Annotated in this window: 14 protein-coding genes; all 14 read left to right on the top strand. The window is 44.9% G+C overall.

Going from position 1 to position 19,618, the window contains the following annotated elements; genetic code table 11:
- Positions 1 to 68 precede the first annotated feature (68 nt).
- Positions 69 to 3,743 (top strand): nitrate reductase subunit alpha, encoded by a 3,675-nt coding sequence (locus tag ACIFO6_RS20690; RefSeq protein ID WP_430043431.1) that lies wholly within the window; start codon positions 69 to 71, stop codon positions 3,741 to 3,743.
- Positions 3,733 to 5,310, top strand: coding sequence for a nitrate reductase subunit beta (gene narH / locus ACIFO6_RS20685; protein ID WP_430043429.1), 1,578 nt, complete (start codon positions 3,733 to 3,735; stop codon positions 5,308 to 5,310). Before ACIFO6_RS20690 ends, narH begins: the two co-directional genes overlap by 11 nt.
- On the top strand, positions 5,303 to 5,869 hold the full coding sequence (gene narJ, locus ACIFO6_RS20680; protein WP_430043427.1) for a nitrate reductase molybdenum cofactor assembly chaperone: 567 nt from the start codon (positions 5,303 to 5,305) through the stop codon (positions 5,867 to 5,869). Before narH ends, narJ begins: the two co-directional genes overlap by 8 nt.
- On the top strand, positions 5,869 to 6,546 hold the full coding sequence (gene narI / locus ACIFO6_RS20675) for a respiratory nitrate reductase subunit gamma (protein ID WP_430043484.1): 678 nt from the start codon (positions 5,869 to 5,871) through the stop codon (positions 6,544 to 6,546). The genes narJ and narI overlap by 1 nt, the downstream gene beginning before the upstream one ends.
- A 51-nt stretch (positions 6,547 to 6,597) precedes the next feature.
- Positions 6,598 to 7,026 (top strand): MoaD/ThiS family protein, encoded by a 429-nt coding sequence (locus ACIFO6_RS20670; RefSeq protein ID WP_430043424.1) that lies wholly within the window; start codon positions 6,598 to 6,600, stop codon positions 7,024 to 7,026.
- A gap of 37 nt (positions 7,027 to 7,063) precedes the next feature.
- Positions 7,064 to 8,080, top strand: a complete 1,017-nt coding sequence (moaA, locus tag ACIFO6_RS20665) for a GTP 3',8-cyclase MoaA (RefSeq protein ID WP_430043423.1) — start codon at positions 7,064 to 7,066, stop codon at positions 8,078 to 8,080.
- 583 nt (positions 8,081 to 8,663) lie between these two features.
- Entirely contained in the window at positions 8,664 to 9,497 is an 834-nt protein-coding gene (licT, locus tag ACIFO6_RS20660; protein WP_430043421.1) for a BglG family transcription antiterminator LicT, read from the top strand.
- Between the two features lie 202 nt (positions 9,498 to 9,699).
- Entirely contained in the window at positions 9,700 to 11,613 is a 1,914-nt protein-coding gene (locus ACIFO6_RS20655) for a beta-glucoside-specific PTS transporter subunit IIABC (RefSeq protein ID WP_430043418.1), read from the top strand.
- A 31-nt stretch (positions 11,614 to 11,644) separates the two neighbouring features.
- On the top strand, positions 11,645 to 13,099 hold the full coding sequence (locus ACIFO6_RS20650; RefSeq protein WP_430043416.1) for a glycoside hydrolase family 1 protein: 1,455 nt from the start codon (positions 11,645 to 11,647) through the stop codon (positions 13,097 to 13,099).
- Between the two features lie 320 nt (positions 13,100 to 13,419).
- Complete coding sequence (locus tag ACIFO6_RS20645) at positions 13,420 to 14,382, top strand: helix-turn-helix domain-containing protein (RefSeq protein ID WP_430043414.1); 963 nt, start codon at positions 13,420 to 13,422, stop codon at positions 14,380 to 14,382.
- Positions 14,383 to 14,490: 108 nt separating this feature from the next.
- Complete coding sequence (locus tag ACIFO6_RS20640) at positions 14,491 to 15,684, top strand: MFS transporter (protein WP_430043412.1); 1,194 nt, start codon at positions 14,491 to 14,493, stop codon at positions 15,682 to 15,684.
- Positions 15,685 to 16,015: 331 nt separating this feature from the next.
- The gene (locus tag ACIFO6_RS20635) at positions 16,016 to 17,026 is read left to right on the top strand and encodes an ABC transporter permease (RefSeq protein WP_430043410.1); all 1,011 of its coding nucleotides are present in this window, start codon (positions 16,016 to 16,018) and stop codon (positions 17,024 to 17,026) included.
- A gap of 35 nt (positions 17,027 to 17,061) precedes the next feature.
- Positions 17,062 to 17,970 (top strand): ABC transporter permease, encoded by a 909-nt coding sequence (locus ACIFO6_RS20630; protein WP_028542289.1) that lies wholly within the window; start codon positions 17,062 to 17,064, stop codon positions 17,968 to 17,970.
- 36 nt (positions 17,971 to 18,006) lie between these two features.
- Positions 18,007 to 19,599, top strand: coding sequence for an ABC transporter substrate-binding protein (locus ACIFO6_RS20625; protein ID WP_430043407.1), 1,593 nt, complete (start codon positions 18,007 to 18,009; stop codon positions 19,597 to 19,599).
- Positions 19,600 to 19,618 lie beyond the last annotated feature (19 nt).

Below are 19,618 nucleotides of genomic sequence, written 5' to 3'. Positions count from 1 at the left end.
AAGCGAATGAACCTTTCCATGGAACTTGCGTTGGGATGATTCATTCTAAAAAGGAGTGTTGGTCATCGATGAAAAAAAAATACAACCTCAACTTTTTTAAACCGATCGAAAGCTATTCGGGAAATTGGTCAATCCTTGAGGAAAAAAATAGAGAATGGGAAAACGTGTACCGTCAGCGTTGGTCTCACGACAAAGTGATTCGGACGACGCACGGAGTCAACTGCACCGGCTCCTGTAGTTGGAAGGTTTTTGTGAAAAACGGCATCATTACTTGGGAGAATCAGCAGATCGATTATCCTTCCTGCGGTGTTGACATGCCGGAATTTGAGCCGCGTGGATGCCCGCGTGGCGCTACATTTTCCTGGTATGAATACAGTCCATTACGCGTGAAATACCCCTATATGCGCGGTAAGTTATTGCGGCTTTGGTTAGCCGCCATTAAGGAGCATACGAATCCAGTAGACGCATGGGCAAGCATCGTAGAAGACCCTAAGAAAGCCAAGCTCTACAAATCGGCTCGCGGAAAAGGCGGGCATGTCCGCGTCGGATGGGACGATGTCCTGCGTCTGATCTCGGCGCAGCTCATCTATACCATTCGTAAGTATGGTCCCGACCGCATCGCGGGCTTTACGCCAATCCCGGCGATGTCAATGATAAGCTACGCTTCGGGAGCCCGGTTCATTTCGCTACTCGGTGGGCAGATGTTGAGTTTTTATGACTGGTATGCCGACCTTCCGCCTTCATCTCCTCAAATTTGGGGTGAGCAGACGGATGTACCGGAATCTTCTGATTGGTACAATGCGGGTTACCTGATCATGTGGGGATCGAACGTACCACTTACCCGGACGCCAGACGCTCATTTTATGACGGAAGTACGATATAAGGGAACAAAAGTCGTATCAGTGGCTCCCGACTTGGCGGAGAATGTGAAGTTCGCTGACAACTGGCTTGCACCACATCCGGGTACAGATGCTGCCGTAGCTCAGGCTATGACGCATGTTATTTTGGATGAGTTCTACAAAGAGCGCCAAGAACCGATGTTCATTAACTATGCCAAACAATATACGGATATGCCGTTTATGATTCTGCTTGATCCACACGAAGGAGTCTGGAAAGGTGGACGTTTTCTACGGGCGAGTGACCTTGGGGATGTATCGCCGCATGCAGACTGGAAGCCAGTCATATATGACGAAGCGGCGGGGGAAATGCTGGTCCCGAACGGTACGATGGGACAGCGCTGGGAGCAGGATAAGAAGTGGAACCTGATTCTGGAACGGGGAGATGGAACAAAGGTTGAGCCCGCGCTCACTGTGGAAGGTCATGGCGAGCAATGGGAAGAAGTCGTATTCCCTTACTTTGATAACGCCGGTAATGGAACGTTCAAACGTGTAATTCCGGCCAAAAAAGTACGCTTGGCAGATGGCTCGGAACGTTACGTAGCAACCGTGTACGATTTGATGATGAGCCAGTACGGTGTCGCACGCAATGACAGCCCTCATAACGCCAAGAATTATTACGACGAAGCTTCGCATTATACCCCTGCCTGGCAGGAGAAGATCACAGGCGTGAAGGCGTCAGTTGTGGTACAGATTGCTCGGGAATTTGCTCAAAATGCTATCGATACTAAAGGGCGTTCCATGATTATTATGGGTGCGGGTATCAACCACTGGTTCAATAGTGACACGATCTATCGGTCCATCTTGAATCTGGTCGTGTTGACTGCTTCCCAAGGTGTAAACGGTGGAGGCTGGGCGCATTATGTTGGTCAAGAAAAGCTCCGTCCCATCGAAGGCTGGTCATCGATTGCCTTTGCAAAAGACTGGCAAGGGGCGGCTCGACAGCAAAATGCTACATCGTTTTTCTACTTTGCAACAGAGCAGTGGCGTTACGAAGAAAGTGGAACAGACACCTTGAAGTCACCGATTGGCGGGGATGTCAGTTACACACATCCAGCAGACTACAACGTGCTCGCAGCGCGTCTGGGTTGGCTGCCTTCTTATCCACAGTTTAATAAAAACAGTCTGCTGTTCGCCGAAGAGGCTGCGCAATTAGGCAAGAAGTCCAACGAGGACATCATTAATCATTCTGTAGAAGAGATTAAATCACGTAAGACACGCTTCGCTGTAGAAGATCCTGGGGCAGTCGAGAACTTCCCGCGTTCACTCTTTGTTTGGCGGTCAAATCTGATTTCCAGTTCGGCGAAGGGACAAGAGTATTTCATGAAACATTTACTTGGAGCATCTGATGCCCTGCTTGCCCGGCCGAACGAAGAACAGAAACCTGAGGAAATCGTCTGGAGAGAAGATGTAGAAGGAAAGCTTGATCTGATGGTTGCACTTGATTTTCGGATGACAACAACTCCATTGTACGCGGACATCGTGCTTCCGGCGGCAACCTGGCACGAAAAAACAGACTTGTCGTCAACAGACATGCATCCTTTCGTGCACCCGTTTAATCCGGCTGTTAATCCACTGTGGGAATCTCGCGCGGACTGGGATATTTACCGCCAGCTTTCCGAAGTCTTTTCGGATATGGCAAAAGAGTACCTACCAGGAATATATAAAGACCTTGTGACTGCACCGCTCGCACACGATAGTATAGGCGAAATTTCACAGCCGATGGGTCTTGTAAAGGATTGGACGAAGGGCGAGATTGAAGCGACTCCGGGTAAAACCATGCCGAATTTCAGCATCATCGAACGCGATTATACTAAGATTCACGATAAATTTATCTCACTTGGTCCGAATTTGGCTACTGGGAAAACAGGTGCGCATGGCGTCAGCTTCTCCGTAGCGGACGAATATGAGGAATTGAAAAAGTTGAACGGAGTTTATTACGATGAGTCCATTAAAGATGGGCTGCCAAAAATCCAGACAGCTCGCCAAGTGGCCAATACGATTCTTCACCTTTCATCCGCGACCAATGGACGGGTCTCGCAAAAGGCTTATGAGCAGGCAGAAGAGCTTCACGGTGTGGAACTCAAAGACATCTCGGCCGATCGGGCAGCGGAAAAGATAACTTTCCAAAGTATCACGGCACAGCCGCGTGAAGTTATACCGACACCAGTATTCACTGGATCGAACAAGAAGGGACGCCGCTATTCACCATTTACAACGAATATTGAACGTCTCGTTCCGTTTCGTACTTTGACAGGAAGACAGCATTTTTATATTGATCATGAGATTTTCCGACAATTTGGGGAATCATTACCAATCTACAAACCGACTCTGCCGCCGATGGTGTTCGGCCCTCGCGACCGGGAAATAAAAGGCGGGCAAGATTCACTCGTGCTTCGTTATCTGACACCGCACGGTAAATGGAATATTCACTCCACCTACCAGGACAACCAGCACATGCTTACACTGTTTCGCGGAGGTCCTACGGTGTGGATTAACAACGAAGACGCAGAGGCACATGATCTTGCTGACAATGACTGGGTAGAGGTATACAACCGTAACGGCGTCGTAACCGCCCGGACCGTTGTCAGCCACCGGATGCCAAGAGGAACGATGTTCATGTACCATGCTCAGGATAAGCACATTCAAGTTCCAGGCTCCGAAATCACGGATACACGCGGCGGTAGTCATAACGCACCGACAAGAATTCATCTCAAACCAACCCAGATGGTCGGTGGATATGCTCAGCTTAGTTATGGATTCAACTATTATGGTCCCATCGGCAACCAGCGTGATGTGTACGTTGCGGTACGTAAAATGAAGGAGGTTAACTGGCTTGAAGATTAAAGCTCAAATTGCTATGGTCATGAACCTGGATAAATGTATTGGCTGTCATACGTGCAGCGTGACATGCAAAACAACCTGGACGAATCGCAAAGGTGCGGAATATATGTGGTTTAACAATGTGGAAACCAAACCCGGTATCAGTTATCCGAAGCGCTGGGAAGACCAGGAATTATACAAAGGGGGCTGGCAGCTCCGCAAAGGGAAACTGGAACTGAAGTCAGGCAACATGCTGTCCAAGATAGCACTGGGTAAGATTTTTTACAATCCAGACATGCCGGAAATGAAAGATTATTATGAGCCCTGGACTTACAATTACGAGCAACTGACCAACGCCGGTGAACAGAAGCATTCACCTGTGGCACGCGCGCACTCTGCGGTAACGGGTGAAAAAATGGATTTGGAGTGGGGTCCAAACTGGGAAGATGACCTGGCGGGTGCGCATGTAACCGGTCCGCTTGATCCAAATATTCAGAAAATCGAAGAAGAGATTAAATTTAACTTTGAGAAATCGTTTATGGTTTATCTCCCACGCCTTTGCGAACATTGCCTAAATCCAAGCTGTGTCGCGTCATGTCCTTCGGGCGCCATGTACAAACGGGACGAGGACGGAATCGTGCTCGTGGATCAGGAAGCCTGCCGCGGATGGCGGTATTGCATGACGGGCTGTCCTTACAAAAAAGTGTACTTTAACTGGCAGACGAACAAGGCGGAAAAATGTACCTTCTGTTTCCCACGTGTGGAAGCTGGCCTGCCGACAGTCTGCTCCGAGACATGTACAGGACGAATTCGCTACCTCGGCGTTATGCTGTATGACGCGGATCGAGTGCTTGAGGCCGCTTCTACGCAGGATGAGAAAGAACTTTATAAAGCACAGTGCGACCTGTTTATGGATCCAAGTGATCCGGCAGTGATTGCTCAAGCGAGAAAAGACGGTATCTCGGAGGACTGGGTTGAAGCAGCGCAGAACTCGCCGGTCTACAAGCTTGCCATTGAGCACAAGCTGGCATTCCCGCTTCATCCGGAATACCGCACATTACCTATGGTGTGGTATGTGCCACCACTTAGTCCGATCATGAATTACTTTGAAGGGAAAGACTCGATTGAGAATCCCGATATGATCTTTCCGGCTATCGAAGAGATGCGCACCCCCATTCAGTACCTTGCCAATATGCTGACGGCGGGCGACACGCAAACCGTGAAGGAATCCTTGCAGCGAATGGCTATGATGCGTTCCTATATGCGTGCCCAGTCCACAGGACAATCTTTCGATGAAAGCCGTCTTGAGCGCGTCGGCATGACACCGCGGCAGACCGAGCAGATGTATCGACTTCTGGCGATTGCCAAGTATGAGGATCGTTTCGTCATTCCGACATCGCATAAAGAAGGATATTCGAATCCATACCGTGCTCAAGGATCTGCGGGTTACGGCGATATCATGGGGAACATGGGTTCAGGCTCTGGATGTGACGGCTGTAGTCTGGCAAGTTCAATGGGGATGGAAGAGCCTTTGAAAACTGGAAAAGAAATGGTTGAAGAAAATTTCTACGGGGGTATTTGGCGTGATTAATGTAACGAAGCTGTATGAATGCAAGCCATCATTCGGGTTTTTCGCCCAGCAACTTATGTACCCAGAAAAGCTGGATTTTCATCCGGCTTTTCTGGAAGCATCGTTTGATCCAAACCATCCGGCATATACGCATGCGAACACCTACTGGTCCCTTATGCAAGAGTTCAGTATGGAAGAGATTCAGGAAATGTATACAGAAACCTTTGATTTTCAAAAAAATTGTGCACTATATATGACTTACTTCAAATTCGAGGATGCAAAAGAACGGGGACAAATGTTGGTCAAGTTAAAGGTACTATATGAGATGTACGGACTTGAAATGCCAGATGGAGAGCTGCCAGATTACCTTCCGCTCATGTGTGAATTTCTGTATGCCGCCGAATGGGCGCAAGATCCGAAGACGACAGAAAACTTCCGCATGCCAATCGCGATCCTGGAAGACGGCACATATCATTTGCTTAAAGCGCTGGAAAAAATGGAAAGCCCGTATTTTCATTTGGTGAAGGGACTGCGCGAAACGCTTAAAGCTTGCGTAGAACAGGAGGCAGCTGCGCAATGATGATGCTAGAGCAGTTTTTATGGGTCATTTTCCCTTATATGTGCGTGGTCGTTTTTATTGTAGGGCATATTTTCCGCTATAGAAACGACCAGTTCAATTGGACAGCAAAATCAAGTGAGTTTATTGAAAAAAAACAATTGATGATCGGAAGCCTTTTATTCCACCTGGGAATTATCCCGGTTATTATGGGTCATGTATCCGGTCTGGGCATACCAAAAACCTGGATGCATGCACTGGGTGTAAACGATCATCTGTATCATATTGGAGCAGTTTATGTTGGTGGAATATTTGGAGTGATGACATTCCTCGGTATGTTGGTTCTTACCTCTCGTCGTTTTACAATACGCAGTGTGCGCCGTTTAAGTACAGCGTCTGATTTGGTTGTAAACGTATTGCTTTTGGCCATTGTATGCATGGGGATGTTCGCGACTCTCGTAACAAATGCGGTACAGCCGGAATTCGATTATCGGGAGACGATCTCGATCTGGTTCCGCGGTTTATTCATATTCCGTGTCGACCCGACACTGATGAGAGACGTACCGATGTCTTTCAGGCTTCATATACTTATGGGCTTTGCGATTTTTGCATTCTGGCCGTTTACCCGGCTTGTACATGTGTGGAGTGTTCCGTTGAATTATGTGCGCAGAAGTTATATTCTTTACAGAAGACATAAATAGAATTAGGAAAGCGGGCTCTGCCTTCTTTCCTAATTCTATTAGGAGAGAGCGATGAATACTAGGATGGATTATCAAAGGGAGCTTGAGCGAATACGCGAACATTTCGGTTATGATTTCATGGCGCTTGCTCTTGTTGAACCGGCCGAATATCAATACGTAATTAAATGGAAAAATGCAGCCGGTAATTTAAATGATCGCTTTAAGCGGATTGTGCTGCAATCCGGTAAGGGCATAGCAGGAATCGTGTTTAAAACCGGGAAATCCGTTTTCATTCCATCTATTTTTCAATATGTGGGGGCAGACAACCTGTTTAACTATCCGATCGTTCAATCCGGTTTATCCAATTGGATAACAGATCAATATCCAGATATGCCGATCAGATCTGTGCGAATTGCGATAAACGAGGAGTACGCGCTGTCTACGGATGTATTACAGGATGGAGACATTGCAGCCTTCATTCCCCCAGTCAGCGGCGGCTAATGATAACGATGATAAACAACTAGAAAGGAGGGGGCGTATGAATTTTCATCCACTGAAAGACACGTTGCAGCGGCCGATCCGTGACCTGCGTATATCGGTTACGGACCGCTGCAATTTCCGCTGTTCCTACTGCATGCCCAGAGAAATTTTTCGTGACGATTACGCCTTTCTTCCCCAAAATGAATGTCTGTCGTTTGAAGAGATTCACCGGCTGACGAAGCTCTTTGTATCCCTGGGTGTAAAAAAGATCCGACTCACGGGCGGCGAACCATTAATGCGCAGGAATTTACCTGACCTAGTCTCCCAAATCCTGTCCATTGACGGAGTGGAAGATGTCGGCTTGACCACCAACGGTGTACTGCTAGGTCAGCAGACTAAGCCCCTCTATGACGCGGGGCTACGACGGCTTAATGTCAGTCTGGACGCTCTGGACCCCGAGCTGTTTGGGCGGTTGAATGGGCGGGGGATTAAGCCTGATGTTATTTTGAAGCAGATCGAATATGCAAGAGAAATCGGCTTTGAAATCAAGGTCAATATGGTAGTTCAAAAAGGCGTTAATGACTCGGAGCTTTTGCCGATGGCCGCTTATTTTAAGAAGCAGGGAATAACCCTTCGCTTTATCGAGTTTATGGATGTAGGTAATGACAACGGATGGAGCTTGAAAAAGGTACTAACCAAAAAAGAAATCGTTGAACGACTTAAGAATGCGTACGAACTGGAGCCGATGGATCGGGATTACTTTGGAGAAGTGGCAAAGCGTTATCGTTATAAAGACAGCGACGCACAGATAGGTTTTATTACTTCGGTTTCTGAATCGTTTTGTTCGTCTTGCACACGTACCCGCTTATCGTGCGATGGCAAGTTTTATACATGTTTGTTTGCTTCAGGCGGATTCGATCTACGTCAGAGGCTTCGTAATGGAGCGAATGACCAGGAATTACTCGATGTAATTACTTCAGTATGGGAACAACGCACAGACCGGTATTCCGATGAACGCACTGAACAGACAGCAAAAAACAGAAAAAAGATTAGTATGTCCTACATTGGAGGTTGACATTTTACACTAATAAAATAGGGTCTACTTGTAGTGACTGCCCTAAAAAAGAAAGCGCAAACATTTTGTTGGCAAATCTTAAATTCGATGTTATTATGATGTTGGGATTGTTACTGAAAAGGCAAAACCCGAGGCATGGAATTAATATTTCCATGTGTTGGGTTTTGCCTTTTCTTTTAGAAATACAAGCTTTTTATCCTGCAAGAAATGTATATCTGGCCCAGCCATAACGCAGAAAGGTGAGTGATATAAAGCCTTACAAGTGCTGAACAACAAAGATGATGACGTCGACCAACGAATCGACATCCGAAAATGATGTCATGGACGTGGTTAACCGACTATATCCATTTGCAAAACGGAATATCAGATCGGTTTGAGAGCACTCAAGATCATTCAGGGAAAACGTAAGGCTTTTGTCTCTTAATATGAATGCGTTTTCACAACACGAAGTTGTAAATCAAATACATTTTAATTTGATTTATGACGAAGGTTTGATCGGCTATTACCGTCTTGTGACCTATCTGAAATTTCGCCCAGCAACTAAATCCTTTTTTAAATTTTTGTGGGATAAGGGGGCAGTTAGATGATCATAACGAAAATATTTAATAATAACGCCATAATAGCCAAAGATTCAAAAAGGGATGAGTTTGTTGTTATGGGTCGTGGTATTGCATTCAAAAAGAGTGCAGGAGAACAAGTAGAAGAGCATTTAATTGAAAAGGTCTTTGTGCTTAAACAGAAGGATGCTTCAGAGAAATTTAAATTATTGTTAGAGGATGTTCCATCAGAATATGTTTCGTTATGCTATGACATCATTGAATATGGAAAAAACATATTAGAGGCACAATTGAGCGATTATATATATGTTTCGCTTACGGATCACATGAACAATGCATTTAAAATGTTCGATGAAGGGTTTAAAAATGCAAATCCGTTAATTTGGGAAATTAAAAAATTTTATCCCAAAGAATTTGGGGTTGGATTAAAAGCACTGGAGTTCATTGAAGACGAAACAGGCAAACGCCTGTCGGAAGATGAAGCAGGCAATATAGCCCTTCATTTAATAAATGCTCAAGTAAACAGCTCCTACAATAAGGTAGCAGATGTTGCTCAGCAAACTCAAAAAATACAGGATATCTTAAATATTATTAAATACTCTTATAATAACACCTTAGATGAACACTCCATCAGTTATGAACGTTTTATTACACATTTAAGATTCTTCTTTCAGCGATTAAATAAAAAAGAAAAAACAGAACTGGAAGACGATTTTTTGTGGAGGCAAGTGAAGGCCAAGTATAAAAAGGCTTACGGCTGTATGCTGAAGATCGAAAAATACTTGAACACGGTATTGTCAGATGAGGAAAAGCTGTATATAACGATTCATATTCAGCGTTTGACCCAAAGACAAAATTGAATAATCCTGGATTGTTACTGGTAAAGCAGGCGAAACCAACCTAGATCGAATTTGATCTATTTGGTTTTTCCTTTTTTATAAATACCATTATTTTGAATAGTTCAATTCCCTCGAAGGCACAATATATAGGCAGTCTATAGTATTGCTGAAACGCTCTCGAGATGGATGCAAAATGCCAAATACAAATAAAGGGGAAGTTACGATGAAGTATGAGACATTAGCAAAAGACATTATCAAAAATGTCGGCGGCAAAGAAAATGTGAATAGTCTAACTCATTGTGTAACACGTTTGCGTTTCAAACTAAAAGATGAAAGCAAGGCTAATACAGAGGTTTTGAAAAACATGGATGGTGTTGTTACAGTAGTAAAAAGTGGTGGACAATACCAGGTTGTTATAGGTAACCATGTACCGGAGGTTTACGCTGAAGTTACTGCTGTAGGCGGTTTCCAGGAAGCGTCTTCAGAAGAAGCATCAGATGAAAAAGTGAGTTTGTTCAATAGATTCATTGATACCATTTCAGGTGTATTTACACCAACGCTAGGTGTCCTGAGTGCCACAGGTATGATTAAGGGCTTCACTGCCTTATTTGTAGCTTTGGGCTGGCTGACCAATACATCTGGTACCTATCAAATTCTCAATGCCTTAGGAGATTGTTTATTTTACTTCTTCCCTATTTTCCTGGGTTATACGTCGGCCAAAAAGTTCAATGCCAACATTTTTATAGGTATGGCCATAGGAGCATCGCTTGTTTATCCAACATTTAATGCTATAACATCAACGGGCAAACCGCTGTACACTTTATTTAGCGGGACCATATTTGAATCTCCGGTATATATAACATTTCTGGGCATTCCGGTCATTTTGATGAGCTATGCTTCAACCGTTCTTCCGATTATCGTATCCACCTATGTAGGCTCAAAAATAGAAAACTTCTTTAAAAAGGTCATCCCTAGCGTAGTGAGAACATTTTTGGTTCCGTTTTTCACCTTGTTAGTCATTGTTCCGTTGGCATTGATTGTAATTGGCCCCCTCTCGACATGGGCAGGTCAACTGCTTGGAGCAGGAACTCTCTTTGTGTATAACCTAAGTCCAATTATTGAAGGTATACTTATGGGTGCTTTCTGGCAAGTGTTTGTTATCTTTGGATTACACTGGGGACTTGTTCCGATCGCACTTAACAATTTGGCAGTGCTCAAATTCGACCCGATCCTTGCTGCAACGCTTGGAGCTTCCTTTGCTCAGACGGGTGTCGTGCTGGCCATTTTATTTAAAACCAAAAATGCAAAACTGAGATCACTTTCCATTCCAGCTGTCATCTCGGGGATTTTTGGTGTTACAGAACCAGCCATTTATGGGATTACATTACCACGCAAGAAACCATTTATTTTAAGCTGTATAGCGGCTGCAGTAGGCGGCGGTATTATAGGGATGATGGGAACGAAAGGATATATCATTGGCGGATTGGGTATTTTCGCCATTCCAAGCTATATCAGTCCGGCAGGAATAGACAGCGGATTTTATGGAGCGGTTATTGGTATCCTGGTAAGCTTTGTATTAGGGTTCTTGCTTATGTTCTTTAGTGGATTTAAAGATGATGAAGTGAAAGAAGGTAAAAAGGAAGATAGTACAACAGGGGCGGAAAAGGGAGAAGTTTTAGTAACACAAGAGACTGTGATTAGTCCGTTAAAAGGTGAAATCAAACCTTTATCTGAATTAACAGACGAAGCCTTTTCGACAGGTGCCTTGGGTAAAGGGATTGCTATTGAACCTTCCGAAGGCAAGGTTGTTTCACCTGTAGACGGCGTATTAACATCATTATTTTCGTCAGGTCATGCGATCGGAATTACAAGTGATCACGGTGTTGAAGTCCTCATCCATGTGGGTAAGGATACAGTCAAATTAAAAGGCAAACATTTTTATCCTAAAGTAAAACAGGGGGATGCTGTAAAAAAAGGTCAGCTGCTCATGGAGTTTGATATGAAAGCGATCAAAGAGGCAGGTTTTGTTCTGACCACACCTGTTATCGTTTCCAATACTGCCAATTACCTGGATGTCATTGAAACAGAGAAGAAGTCGATTGATTTTCAAGAGGATTTATTGACGGTTGTAGTCTAATCCCGATTAAGTGCTGAGGAGGAACTGAACAATGAAAAATATAACTAAGGAATTTCCACAAGGGTTTTTATGGGGAGGGGCTACGGCTGCCAACCAATTTGAAGGTGGATATAATGTAGATGGCAAGGGACTAAGCACCGCTGACGTGATTACAGCCGGGACACATACAACTTCACGAAGAATTACGCCTGTACTGGAGGAAGGAGTGAACTATCCAAGTCACGAGGCTATTGATTTTTTTCACCGCTATCAAGAGGATATCCGCTTATTTGCGGAAATGGGATTCAAGGTCTTTAGAATGTCCATTGCGTGGTCAAGAATATTTCCTAACGGAGATGATACAGAGCCGAATGAGCAAGGCTTACAGTTCTATGATCGTGTATTTGCAGAATTGAAAAAGTACAATATTGAGCCTTTGGTTACAATCTCACATTATGAAGCACCATTTCATTTAACCCAAAAATATAATGGTTGGTCAGATCGCAGAGTCGTCGATTTTTATGTGAGATATTGTGAGGTGCTTTTTAACAGATACAAGGATGTTGTGAAATACTGGTTAACCTTTAATGAAATCAATATCTTAACCTTGTCTTTTGGCGCGTTCATGGCTGGAGCTATGATGCCGGAGGGGAATGGAGAGCTTGCCCATGCTACAGTGAAGGATGAGCAGGTTCTGTATCAGGCTTTGCACCATCAATTTATTGCCAGCGCGAAGGCAGTAAAGCTGGGTCATGCAGTCAACAAGGACTTTAAAATCGGCTGTATGATTGCTTATATGTGTTCGTATCCACTTACATGTCATCCTGATGATTTACTGCTGGCCCAACAAAAGGATAACTTGAGCAACTTCCTATGTTCCGATGTTCAAGTAAGAGGAGCTTATTCCGGATTTGCTAAGCGATATTTTAAAGAAAATAATATTGATATTGCCATGCAGGAAAATGATGAGAATATCCTTAAAGAAGGCTGTGTGGATTTCTATACCTTCAGTTATTATTCATCTACCTGTGTCAGTGCCGATCCCAACCAGGAGAAGGTGGGAGGGAATTTATCCATGGGATTAAAGAATCCTCATTTGAAAGCAAGTGCTTGGGACTGGCAGATTGATCCACAGGGATTAAGATGGTCCCTTAATAACATTTATAACCGATATGAAATCCCGTTAATGGTTGTTGAAAATGGTCTCGGTGCCGTAGATACAATGGAAGCAGACGGTTCAATTAACGATGATTATCGAATTGACTATCTGAAGCAGCACATTGAGCAAATGAAAGAAGCGATTGCTGATGGGGTAGCCTTGATAGGCTATACTCCGTGGGGATGTATTGATCTGGTAAGTGCAGGAACCGGTGAAATGAAAAAGCGTTATGGCTTCATTTACGTTGATAAGGATAATGAAGCCAACGGTACACTTTCCAGATCCAGAAAGAAGAGCTTCTATTGGTATAAGAACGTAATTGAAACGAATGGAGAGCAGCTGGATTAAATCTTAGTGTCTGATTTGCGAGTGGAGAGAACCCAAAAACGGGTCTAAAAAAATATATACAGCCAGCGCGTGCCGATGCTCTATTGGTACGCGCTATTCATGATAAGGCCGGAAGAATTCGTAAAGCAGATACGACTCTTTATGTTTCGAAGAGTGGCGGGAGAAACCGGGTTACCCATGCAGCGAATCTAATGGGGTACTAGCTGAGTTCGCATTTATGTGCGGGCTTTTTGCCTTTATTCTCATATTGGGCTAATATTATTGATAACCGTTCTCAATCGAGATATCTGGATGAAGGAATATATTTGAGGTGAATAGTTGTGAATTCAAATTCGTTATCATTAATATATCAGCACTATTTAGAAAAAAATCCATTTAGACAGCAGAACGAACATACCTATTTAATTTTACCGGAAGCAGGGCATGGACAGATTAACCGCGTTACAACTTACAGCGGAATTGAAATTGTGTATTCGCATATTCAATATCACGAACCGTACCCTACCAGCTTTGCTTTCAACGGGCAAATGATTGAACTACAGTTTGCGCTTTCCGGTCAACGTCATGTGGATGTGGCTGGTCTGGACTATACACTTCCGAAGGGGCAAGGGGCACTTATTTTTTTGCAGGATTTCAAAGCCTGGTTTCATCCTCCATTTAATGAGCAATATACATCATTTGCACTCGGCATTCCTGTTTCGTTGTTTAATTATGCGGCTTCACAGTTGGTCGCTCATCGGAAGCTGACTATTGATTTTAATCAAATTCTTAAAGGGGGCGTATTTAATCATTTTGGTTTCGATCTGGATCATAGAATTATAGCGATGATTGAGCATTTGATAAAAGACCTGAAAAATGAGCATAGATCCCCTCTGCTAATGGAAGCAGCCGCATTAGAAATTTTGAACAGGCTGATGATTCAACTATTTGATTTAACACCTATGCCCGAAGGTTTGTCCAGAGAAGATGTTAGAAAGCTGCATATGGCGCGACAGGTACTTGAATCCAGCATGGTTGATCCTCCCTCACTGATCACATTATCCCAAAAAGTGGGACTTAACGATTTTAAATTAAAAAAGGGGTTTAAAGCCTGCTTTGGAACTACTGTATATGATTATTTGCGACAAATTCGTCTCGACTATGCAATGAAGCTGCTGCGCAATCAAGAAAGTAATGTGACAGAAGCCGCGATGGCTGTAGGATACAGTAATGTGAGTGCATTTTCAGAGCAATTTTTTCGCGAATACGGAGTGAAGCCATCATCCATAAAGAAAGTATTTTAAAATAAAAATCCGTTTAACCGTAGAATAATCCGTATATAGGCAGTAGGGTTGTGCGATGACTCGTATACTTCTGCATAGAGAGAATCGATAACAGAGGAGTGTACGAGGATGAATAGAATAAAAGGGAGCATCTTTTTTAGTGTATTTGTGGCTATGCTAGGGCTCATGCTCATTGCTCCAATTATGCCGCCCCTCATTCGTGAATTAGGATTAAGGGAAAGTCATTCCGGGTTAATCATTTCGCTGGGCTCCATTACCATGGCCTTAATGGCTCCAGTATGGGGAAATCTGAGTGATGCCAAAGGACGAAAACCTGTAATCCTGATTGGGTTCATAGGGATGTGTGTAAGTTGCTTGCTGTTTACGCTTACTCTTTTTGGCGGGTTAAATGGATGGCTCAGCGGGTGGCTGTTATTAGTCCTGCTGATTGTTACACGCGGTTTGATAGGCGGGTTTATCCCGGCGGTATTGTCATCTTCCCAAGCCTATATGGGAGATGTGACGGAGGGAGAGGATCGAGGTACTGGGATGGCTATCATTAGCGCAGCCAATGGGCTTGGACTGGTATTTGGACCCGCTATTGCAGGCGCCTTTACTTTAATAGGGCTGTTATGGCCCTTATATTTTGGGATCGTGATTGCCGCAGTTGCATTTGTAGTGGCCCTGCTGGCGATTCCCGGTGCAAAACCCGTTATTCAGCAAAAGCCGGCTCGGATTAACCCGTTTCAGTCTGGACTACGGATGTATTTGTTTACAGGTTTGGTTACGATGATTAGTATTGTGACCATCCAGGTTATAGGCGGGTTTTATTTTCAAGATCAATTAGGTCTTTCATCCGAAGAGACAGCAAGAGTCGTTTCCTTTGGGCTCATGTTTTCCGGGGCAGCCATGTTGATCGTACAGATCGTTCAGATGAAATGGCTTAAATGGCAACCCAAGCCGATGATTTTGCTTGGTTCTCTGTTCCTTATTGCTGGTCTGCTGTTATTTCTCATGTCAATCAGCTTGGTAGTCTACTATGTAGCATTCTTTATGTTTGGTATAGGTACGGGCTTACTGATGCCTGGATTTATGGCCGGCGCTTCTCTTGCTGTCAGTAAAGAACAGCAGGGGGGAGCCGCTGGCTTAGTGGCTGCTGTTCAGGGCATTTCTGCGATCATTGCTCCTATTTTGACGACCACCTTGTACCGGGTAGACAAGTATATTCCCTTTATGCTTATAGCGGTTTTGGTAGCTGTTATGGCTATCATTATGTTGGGGGTAAGCAAAGGAAAAGGTACTAGAGAGCCCGTAGATCAGTAGAGCCGCAGAGATGTAACCAGTCATTTGATAAAGGTCCTTTGTCCTGTTGGATGAAGGGCCTTTGTGCTTTTATATACAACAATATGGCAATGCTATACTGCGATACTGCTTTACTGTAATATTGTCATGTTTTTAATTTTTTTCATTAATATATAACATTTAAATGACGTGATGAGTCATTTTAGTGCGTGAACGACAAAATTCGTCATTTTTTTTAGTTATTCAGGACGTAGTACCTTATCCTGTTCCTTAGTACAATTAATCAAAATAACAAGTGATGAAAAGAAAAGTAACAGATAAGTGAGGGATTACGGATAAGGGGGGACAGGCTGTGGCCGTTTACACACTACGTCGATTGATTCAAATGATTCCGGCACTGCTTGGTATTATCGTCATTACATTCATTATCTCGAGAGTGCTTCCAGGTGATCCTGCCGTGATGCTTGCGGGGGAACAGGCTACACCTGAGACGATTGAAAATATTCGCAGCAGCATGGGACTGGATCAACCGAAGTACATTCAATTCTTTCATTATGTAGGCGGGTTGTTCCAGGGTGATTTAGGACAGGCTTACCACACTGGGCAATCGGTGGCGAGTGATTTTGCTACCCGCTTTCCGGCAACCATTGAGCTGGCACTAGCAAGCTTGGTTATCGCGATCCTGGTGGCAATCCCGATTGGGATTTTGGCCGCAACCCGAAAAGAATCCATTGTTGACCACATTTCGCGTGTGTTTTCCCTAATTGGGGCTTGCATGCCCATCTTCTGGATCGGACTGTTGTTCATTTATATTTTTTATGCCAAATGGGGGATTGCTCCGGCGCCAATGGGCCGAATCAGCGGTGACATCAATCCACCAACAAACATTACGGGACTTTATGTACTCGATAGTTTGATGACCGGCGATTTTGTAGCATTAAAAAGTAGTTTATCCCATTTAGTCCTGCCTGCTGTATGCCTCAGCACAGGTACGATGGCGATTGTGGCACGAATGATGCGTTCCAGCATGTTGGAGGTCATTGGGCAGGATTTTGTCCGTACGGCCAGAGCCAAAGGTCTGCGTGAGGGAGTAGTCATTTACAAGCACGCGCTGATTAACGCTTTTATTCCGACACTTACTGTACTCGGCTTGCAGGTTGGCTATCTGATTGGCGGGGCGGTTATTACGGAAACCATTTTTACCTGGCCGGGAGTCGGCAGTTATGTGACGGATTCCATTTTGGCCGCTGATTACGCGCCCATTCAAGCTTTTACCTTGGTGAGTGCGCTGATTTACAGCTTTATCAACCTTGGAGTCGACCTGGTTTACGGATTGATTGATCCGCGTATCCGGTACGAATAATGACACGAAGCAAAAAAGTAAGGGGAGGTACTCGGATGAGCACTGCAAGTGATTTGGTAGCAAAAGCGGCTGTACCTCAGCCCAATGCAGCCGCTATACCGAAAAGAAAGACCTTTTGGCGATTGTTGTTTGGCAACAAGCTCGCTTTAATCGGATTCATCTTTATTGTGGGATGGACGCTGATCGCGATCCTCTCATCATGGATCGTACCACATGATCCTTATGTAACCGACCCGGCGAACAAGCTGCTGCCGCCAAGTGCAGAACACTGGTTTGGGACCGATAATTACGGACGTGACATTCTCAGCCGTGTGATTTATGGAGCGCGAATCAGCATATGGACCGGGATGATCGCCGTGTCGATCTCATTTATCATCGGCGTACCGCTTGGAGCCATCGCGGGCTTCTACGGCGGTCGAATGGGCAGCATTATTATGCGGTGTATGGATATCCTGCTTGCTTTCCCATCGCTGGTACTGGCTATGGCGATTGCCGCAGCCATGGGGCCAGGACTGATGAGCGCACTTATCGCCGTGGGGATTGTAGGCATACCCGAATTCGCCAGACTGATTCACGGACAAACCATCTCTCTGCGGGAAAAGGAGTTTGTTGAGGCCAGCCGGGCCATCGGTGTAACGAACGGAACGATCCTGTTTCGCCACATTTTGCCGAATGCACTTGCTCCACTGCTTGTGAATGCAACCCTTGGAATGGGCTTCGCCATCCTGACCTCTGCCAGTCTCAGCTTTCTGGGACTCGGTGTCAAGCCCCCGATTGCCGAATGGGGGGCCATGATTTCAGAAGGGCGAGCGTATATCATTTCCGGTGAGTGGTGGATTGTGACCTTCCCAGGTCTTGGAATTGCGACAGCTATTTTGGGCTTCAATTTGCTTGGAGACGGTTTGCGGGATGTGCTTGATCCTAGACTGCGCTCTAGCAAATAAAAATAAATAGATCATCTAAAGGGGAGAACGTAAGCTATGTTGAAAAAAGGTCTTTCTCTAATTGTCGTCTTGTCTACGTTGCTTTGGACGGCAGGCTGCGCAAGCAATGCCAACAGCCCGTCCGCTTCATCCGGAGAGAAGGGCGCAGAAGCTTCAGCCCCGCCAAAAGCAATTACACTTGCTTACTCGGAGGGCGGGTCAACCATGGACCCTGCGGAAGCAAGTGACCTTACATCGGACACCCTTGTGCTTGCGCTCTATGATCAGCTTGTGACCTACGGTCAAAAATCTACGGATAGTGGTGAAGTCGCAGATACGGAGACAATCAAGCCCATGCTGGCTGAGAAATGGGATGTTTCCGCTGATAACATGACCTATACAATGCATCTGCGTAAAGACGTTAAATTCCAAAGCGGTAACCCGCTGACCGCCAATTCTGTGCTGTATTCCCTGGAGCGGCTTAAAAATTCCGATTCCGGTAGCTTCCTTTATGGTATGAGCTCTATCAAAACCGCTACAGCGCCGGATGAGCACACCGTTGTCATTACATTGTCCCAGCCTAATCATATGTTCCTGCAAATTCTGTCCTTGTATAACTTCTCTATCGTGGATGACGTGCTTGTCAAAGAAAAGGGCGATGGCGAGTATTTGAAAACTCATGCGGCAGGCTCCGGTCCGTTCAAGCTTGAAAAATGGGACCCTGCGACAGAAGCCGTCTTTAATGCCAATGCCAGCTACTGGCAAGGTGCGCCAAGCCTGAGCAAAGTAACGATGAAGTTTACCAAAGAAGCTTCTAACCGTGTATTGCTGCTGGATAAAGGTGACGTCGACATGGCGGTTGAGATTCCTGCCAAGGACGTCGCGAAGCTGGAAAGCAACACCGAGCTGAAGGTTCAATCCAATGCAAGTAACCGGATTTTGTATTTCGCCATGAACAACAAAGTAAAGCCTTTTAATAATCCAAAAGTACGTCAAGCGATCTCTTATGCCATTCCTTACGACCAATTAATCGACGATGTCATGTACGGTCAAGCGAAGCAAATGAAGAGTGCCGTAGCGAGCAACACACCGGGCTACACCGATGCAGGCTACAACTATAAGTATGATCTGAACAAAGCGAAACAACTGCTTACCGAAGCCGGTTATCCTAATGGCTTTAGCTTTGATATGACCCTAGGCTCGGGCTTTCAGGACTGGGCGGATGACGCCGTATTGATTCAAGCTGAGCTTGCCAAAATTGGCGTAAAAATGAATGTTGTCAACGTTGCTCGTGCACAGTTCCTTGAACAACAACGAGAAGGCAACCTGACATCATACATCTCCAAATGGACCTCCTTTGTCAATGACCCGGGTTACCATCTTGGATTCCTGATGTACAGCGGTGGTTCCTCGAACTATATCCATTACGCTAATCCAGAAGTGGATAAGCTGTGGGAGCAAGCAGGCAAAGAGCAGGATGGAAATAAACGAAAAGAACTGTATGGCAAAGCACAAGAACTTATCAATCAAGATTCGCCTTGGTCGTACCTGTATGAATACAATCGGGTTGTTGGCATGGGCAAAGACGTCACTGGATATGTTTACTACCCGGATGAAGTGATCCGATTCTACTCATTGAATAAAGAGTAAGTTGCTCATCTTACCCTGA

The sequence above is a fragment of the Paenibacillus sp. NRS-1781 genome (assembly GCF_050467745.1).
GTDB lineage: Bacteria > Bacillota > Bacilli > Paenibacillales > Paenibacillaceae > Paenibacillus > Paenibacillus terrae_A.
Note: the sequence above shows the minus strand (reverse complement) of the source record. Positions and strands in the feature narration are given on the sequence as shown.

Coding starts and splice junctions, on each gene's coding strand:
- ACIFO6_RS20640 (WP_430043412.1), top strand. CDS start 14,491: ATGAATAGAATAAAAGGGAGCATCTTTTTTAGTGTATTTGTGGCTATG.
- ACIFO6_RS20690 (WP_430043431.1), top strand. CDS start 69: ATGAAAAAAAAATACAACCTCAACTTTTTTAAACCGATCGAAAGCTAT.
- moaA (WP_430043423.1), top strand. CDS start 7,064: ATGAATTTTCATCCACTGAAAGACACGTTGCAGCGGCCGATCCGTGAC.
- ACIFO6_RS20670 (WP_430043424.1), top strand. CDS start 6,598: ATGAATACTAGGATGGATTATCAAAGGGAGCTTGAGCGAATACGCGAA.
- ACIFO6_RS20625 (WP_430043407.1), top strand. CDS start 18,007: ATGTTGAAAAAAGGTCTTTCTCTAATTGTCGTCTTGTCTACGTTGCTT.
- ACIFO6_RS20655 (WP_430043418.1), top strand. CDS start 9,700: ATGAAGTATGAGACATTAGCAAAAGACATTATCAAAAATGTCGGCGGC.
- narI (WP_430043484.1), top strand. CDS start 5,869: ATGATGCTAGAGCAGTTTTTATGGGTCATTTTCCCTTATATGTGCGTG.
- ACIFO6_RS20630 (WP_028542289.1), top strand. CDS start 17,062: ATGAGCACTGCAAGTGATTTGGTAGCAAAAGCGGCTGTACCTCAGCCC.
- licT (WP_430043421.1), top strand. CDS start 8,664: ATGATCATAACGAAAATATTTAATAATAACGCCATAATAGCCAAAGAT.
- ACIFO6_RS20650 (WP_430043416.1), top strand. CDS start 11,645: ATGAAAAATATAACTAAGGAATTTCCACAAGGGTTTTTATGGGGAGGG.